This window comes from Bacillus sp. LL01 (assembly GCF_001037965.1).
Map to the genome: position 1 here is coordinate 1 of NZ_LFEL01000181.1, position 4,145 is coordinate 4,145.

Here is a 4,145-nt window from a genome sequence, read left to right on the forward strand (position 1 = left end):
TTCTTCTGCAAAAGCTGAAGTTGTAAAACCTACAGTGAAGATGCTAACTAAGATTGTTAAAATTGTAATCTTGAACATTCTCATTAAACAAAAACGCCCTTTCCATTAAATTGTAAGATTAGTATAAACTTACTGTTGAGACTTAACAACCTGTTATTAGTAGACTTATAAAAGTATAAAATAGCTAACATTCTCTAATATTCTCATTTACGATCGAACGAAAGTTATTTACAACTTTCCCCAACCATTATAAGGTCTAGGTTAGACTTAGAATCAGAAAACATTCTTATGAAACTAAAATACACTCCCTCCTAAATAGTTTAATTCGAGAAACCCAATACTCTATTACCTTTTATAAATAGGTCATAAGTGGCTGGCACATGTGGGGATTTGCCAAAAGCTAATTAATCTCAATGGTTTATTTTACTATTATGAGAATTATTTATGGTATAGGAGCCCGTCACTACTCGAAAGGTGAACGGAACGCGAGTCGTATACGAAATATTAGAGACCAATATTGATTCGGTCACCACATCCCTCCAAGAAGATCAATTAAACATGCATATTAAAGTAATCTCAGACGGACGCTTAGTTGAAAATTGGGATCCAGATGAAGACGCGTATAACCCTGATTATAAAAAAAACCTAGAAACTACTTTTGAAGAAGAGCTAACAAACGAGGTCACACACATAATAGACCTCCTACAAACTAAGTATAAAACCGATCCAATTGATCTACAGAAATATGTCCGTGTGCAACAGTATCCATTTTGGAAGCAACATAAGGATGACAGGAATACTGTATTTGAGAAAGCCTCGATTACGTATGAAGTAGATTTAACCATCGTTGACTTTGGAACTCGGGGTAAGAATCAGGAGGGGGAGTGAGTAAGTAGATAGATATGAAGGAGGCGRCCGAAGGGGCTGTCTCTTTTTTGAGTGAATTAAAGTTAGTAGGGWAGAAGGTACCCTAGGAATGCATACCAGCCTAGTTAATATCATCATCCTTAACAATCTCATCCCACTTAACCAAGAACAGCTTCACCTCTTGACACAAACGAAGGTCACCCGCAACCAAGTCTGTCACATGAAGCCTGTGATCAAAGAAGAAATCGACAACCTCAAAAAAATCTACAGCCTCGCAGAAAATGTCTTGATGATACTAGAGCACAAAGACGACATGCGAAAGKCCAGCAGACAGAAGTTGTATCAGAAGAAGGTAGACAACGGGAGGAGGTTTGGGTTGTAAGGGGGATACATGATAGAAGAAAACGCCGGACCCTTTTAGGAGAGGGTTCTTTTTTTCCTCTCACTCTTTTCTAACTAGCTCCATTTAGGTSCAGGCGCTTTTATTAATGAGTCAGAAAACTATTCATCTCTACTAACATCCTCACATATTCCTATTTTATCCACAATTAGAATATACTAAGATAAATAGGTAAAGTGTTCCTTCTTAGCTTAATAGAGGTGATGTATGAAAACGTTAGACGTGTCTGGCTTACATAATGGAATAGATGAATTGAAAACAAAGATAGAACAGCAGCAAGAACAGCTTAAACAAATTGAGATGGCCGTGATGGGTATTGTCCGTTTAAGTGACTCCTTAAAAGGAGAAGGAGGGGCGGCCATTCGTCGTTTCTATCAAGAATGCCACCTCCCGTTTATCCAATACTTAACCGGGACGCTYGCACAATATGAGCAGCTGCTTATGCAAATGAAGTCCTCTTTGCAAGCAATTGAACCAGCATCAAACGGAAGAATTCAAGAGAGCTTCCTTGAACAAGAAGTCGAAAACGGCTTACAGCAGGTTGAGCTCGTTACAACCGCACTCACCACGCAAACAAATGCRACGATGCAACAGGTACAAGACATAGTCTACCTAAAGCCGCTKCAAGAYGATGARRTCAGGCAATAYGTACAAAAAGCCAAGCAAGAAAAAGACCAAACRATTGAGCARCTGCATCAGTTTGAYTATGAGCAGWCGGCAGCACTAGGCTCAGTTGAAGCAGATGTAAAGGTTATGGAAAGCTATACACATGATCTGAGTAGCATGTTTCAACGGCTAGGATCTGATACGGCAAATTTTTCAATGAATTCATTGACGTACCAAGCATGCTATATTATGTTGAAATCAAATCTATCAAGTAAGCAATACCAACATAATCAGCTCATTCATCAAATGGAACAACCTGCTTATTTAAAACACACAGGAACGCAACAATCTTTAGGTTTTGACAAATGGGTAAACCCAAGCTGCCCAAGGCCTGACACAATTAATCAATCAACAGTTGTTCAGGAAGACCTACCATGGTGGGAAAAAGCAAGTAATAAAATTGTTGATAGCGCGAAAACAGCAGGTAACAAAATCGTTGATGGTGCAAAGACAACAGGTAGAATAGTAAATGAAAATTCTCGAGAAATCAGCTCAGCAATTCTCGATTTTACCCCAATTGTAGGAAACATAAAAGCTGGATACGAAGCTACACATGGTGTCGATCCAATTACAAAAAGAGAACTAGAAGATTGGGAACAAACAATTATGATAGCTGCTGTTCTCGGTGGAGGTTTTGTAAAGGCTGGGGTAAGAGGAACAAGAGGGGTAAAGAATGTTGGTGGCAAGGGCTCGGCGAAAGTTAATCCATTTGGAAAATATTCAACAGCTATAGATGACAAAGTAAGAGTAACCGAAAAAGTTGATTTGCCTGTTTGGATAAGTGGATCATTTACAAATAGCAACTACCGAACCGTAATCACACAAGAAAATATTACATTATATAGAACCTATGGTGGTGGTGCTAAACCAAATGGTTCATTTGTTACAACTAGCCCAGCTGGAAATAGAATCAACGCAAAGGTTAATACCGCATTAGTTCCTGATTGGAAAAACTCTAGGCAATATGAAGCGGTTATAGAAGTTCCTAAAGGACAAGTTTTAAACATAGGTAAAGTTGAGCAACAATATACAAAATCAGGAGCTTTGCTAAAAGGTAATGGAGACCAAGTGTTGTTGCCACAAGGATGGCCATCTGAATGGATAAGAGAAATAAGGAATGTACCGAGCAGATAGGAGTGGAAATTATGGATAAGAAAAATCAGTTAATTGATCAAATAAGTATTGTAATAGACAAATTAGAAAAAGAGTATATTAATGAGATAAATGATGGAGTCTTACAACTAATTTATAAACGATATAAGAATGCACTTGCCGTATTAAATAATAATGAGGATAGTAACAGGATAAACATTTTAGGAGGAGTACGTGCCTATATGGATAGCTATAATTACTATGAGAACACATTGTTAGCGGAGATGCACCAGGCTGAAAAACTTTTAAAAGAATTAAAGTAACGTATTTTTGATTGTATGCTATACGGTTGTTACTCCTCTTATATTTGTAAGTGAAACAGGAAGGGTCAGTATCTAAGAGGTACCCCTTCCGTTTTTATTTTAATTGTATTTTTTCCTCACCAGTAATACTACTTCACGTAACCCTATCAATTGCTGGTGCAGCCGCCTCAAACTAACAGCATTGTTTCTATGCTGCTTTGTAATCGAGTGTTTCAAAGTAAGTGTGCTCATGCAAGTAACCTGCAGATAAGTTCACAGAGGGAGTGCCATACTCAGAAAATAATCTAGCATCACTAGAGCCGCCGATATTCTCTTTTAAGTCATTCATGCTATTGAATAACCTGCTTTCTCAAAGATCAGCTTAGTGGGCTTTATGTTTTAAGGAGGTATAAGTGTAACTTTTTAAAACTTTAATASCTCTGACTCCTACTATCCGATGAAAAGATCCAGATAAAGAATGCAATGATGAATAATAATACTAGAGAAAAAGCCGCATAATAAAAGAAAAATTTACCTCCGATAAATAAAAACCACCCGAATAATAAAACTTGAGAAACTGCTAACAAAAAGCGAAGTACCGTACTTGGAGTAGTCTCTTCTTGTTTGAAGGACAAAAAATTTGTAATCCCCATCCACAAAAATAATAAGCAAGCTCCAAAATACATTATTGCAGGCAATACAACATTTAACCAAATACTAAATGTTTCTTCTTCAGCAAATATGTTATCAATACTTAATGAGATAAATTGAGATAATGGAATGTTAGATAAATTAATTGAAAGATTTTGTGCAACTAA

At 37.1% G+C, this 4,145-nt stretch carries 5 protein-coding genes; 4 read left to right on the plus strand and 1 reads right to left on the minus strand.

The genetic code is table 11. The features are described from left to right. Positions 1–474 precede the first annotated feature (474 nt). From AB685_RS27465 to AB685_RS27485, 4 genes are all read left to right on the plus strand, one after another. The gene (locus AB685_RS27465; RefSeq protein ID WP_047973776.1) at positions 475–888 is read left to right on the plus strand and encodes a Ger(x)C family spore germination C-terminal domain-containing protein; all 414 of its coding nucleotides are present in this window, start codon (positions 475–477) and stop codon (positions 886–888) included. An 88-nt stretch (positions 889–976) separates the two neighbouring features. After that, the gene (locus AB685_RS27470) at positions 977–1,249 is read left to right on the plus strand and encodes a hypothetical protein (RefSeq protein WP_047973777.1); all 273 of its coding nucleotides are present in this window, start codon (positions 977–979) and stop codon (positions 1,247–1,249) included. 225 nt (positions 1,250–1,474) lie between these two features. Then, complete coding sequence (locus tag AB685_RS29960) at positions 1,475–3,067, plus strand: T7SS effector LXG polymorphic toxin (RefSeq protein ID WP_053073976.1); 1,593 nt, start codon at positions 1,475–1,477, stop codon at positions 3,065–3,067. An 11-nt stretch (positions 3,068–3,078) separates the two neighbouring features. Further along, positions 3,079–3,348 carry a hypothetical protein gene (locus tag AB685_RS27485; RefSeq protein WP_047973778.1) on the plus strand — a complete coding sequence of 90 codons (270 nt, stop codon included), beginning with the start codon at positions 3,079–3,081 and terminating at the stop codon, positions 3,346–3,348. A gap of 410 nt (positions 3,349–3,758) precedes the next feature. On the opposite strand, the gene AB685_RS31520 is transcribed toward AB685_RS27485, so the two are convergent. Further along, positions 3,759–4,145 (minus strand): hypothetical protein (locus AB685_RS31520; RefSeq protein WP_047973779.1); only part of this gene is annotated, 387 nt, incomplete at its 5' end.